The organism is Brevibacterium sp. S22 (assembly GCF_004745485.1).
Classification (GTDB): domain Bacteria; phylum Actinomycetota; class Actinomycetes; order Actinomycetales; family Brevibacteriaceae; genus Brevibacterium.
Genome location: NZ_RHFG01000067.1, coordinates 1 through 1,218, shown reverse-complemented (window position 1 = coordinate 1,218; position 1,218 = coordinate 1). Strand labels below are relative to the sequence as shown.

The following is a 1,218-nucleotide window of genomic DNA, read 5'->3' as shown; positions in this document are numbered from 1 at the left end:
GGGACTGATGCAAAGAAGGGTGACAGCGTGAGTGTCATGCTGCGAGAGCAGCTGGCTCTATGATTGCTTCGTACTCCACTGGTGTCAATCGACCCAACCGGGCTTGTCGACGACGTCGGTGATATGTCCGCTCGATCCAGGTCACGATCGCGATTCTCAACTGATCCCTGGTGGCCCACCGGCGACGGTCGAGAACGTTCTTCTGCAACAGAGCGAAGAACGATTCCATCGCGGCGTTATCGCCAGCCGCGCCGACTCGTCCCATCGATCCGATGATGCCGTGGCGGTCCAGTGTGCGAGTGAATTTCTTCGATCTGAACTGTGAGCCTCTATCGCTATGCGTCACACATCCGGCCACGTCACCCCGCCTGGTCACAGCCATCTCGAGGGCATCGACAGCCAGCCGAGCCTTCATCCTCGAGCTGATCGAGTAGCCAACGATCCGCGCCGAGTAGGCGTCCTTGACCGCGCACAAGTACAGCTTGCCCTCATCGGTATGGTGCTCCGAGATGTCGGTCAGCCAGAGCTGATTCGGGGCATCGGCTCGGAACTCGTGTCTGGTCTTCCCATCGGCGTCGACAACCGCGCACAGATCGTCGTGGACGGGCGGGCCGGGTTTCTTCCCGTTCTTGGCCCGGCCCTTGCCGAAGGCCGAGAACCAGGCATTGGTCGAGCACAACCGCCACGCGGTGCGCACCGCCATGGGCTGGCCACTCGCTTCGGCTTCGTCAGCGAGGTACCGGTATCCGAACTCCGGGTCATCACGGTGGGCATCAAAGAGGGCGTTGGCCCGATACGCCTCGGTGACGTCGGCTTCGGGAATCGGTGCTTCCAGCCACCGGTAGTAGGGCTGGCGGGAGAGCTTCAAAACCCGGCACGACACCGCAACGGGGATTCCGTCGGCGGCGAGCTCTCTCACGAGCGGGTAGAGCCTTTTGACGGCAGATTCGCCTGCGATAGATAAGCGGCGGCACGGCGTAGGACCTCGTTCTCCTGCTCCAGCAGGCGGGTCCGCCGACGCAGTTCTCGCAGTTCGGTTGATTCGTCGGTGGTGTTGCCGGGTTTGTTGCCGGCATCAATCTCGGCTTGGCGGACCCATTTGGTGATGGTGGCTTCGTGGACGCCGAAGTCCTTGGCGATCTGGGCAATTGTTGTGTTCTTGTCGCGGCCCATCACGACGCGGACGACGTCATCGCGGAATTCTTGTGGGTAGGGCTG

1 protein-coding gene is annotated in these 1,218 nt (G+C 61.8%); it reads right to left on the bottom strand.

Annotated elements, in window-relative coordinates:
- Positions 1-34 precede the first annotated feature (34 nt).
- Positions 35-1,218 (bottom strand): IS3 family transposase gene (locus EB835_RS20170; protein WP_205749996.1). Its coding sequence is split into 2 segments (ribosomal slippage), with 1,182 coding nucleotides annotated over them: positions 35-937 and positions 940-1,218; the frame shifts between segments, so codons are not numbered across the junction. This gene is flagged as partial in the annotation.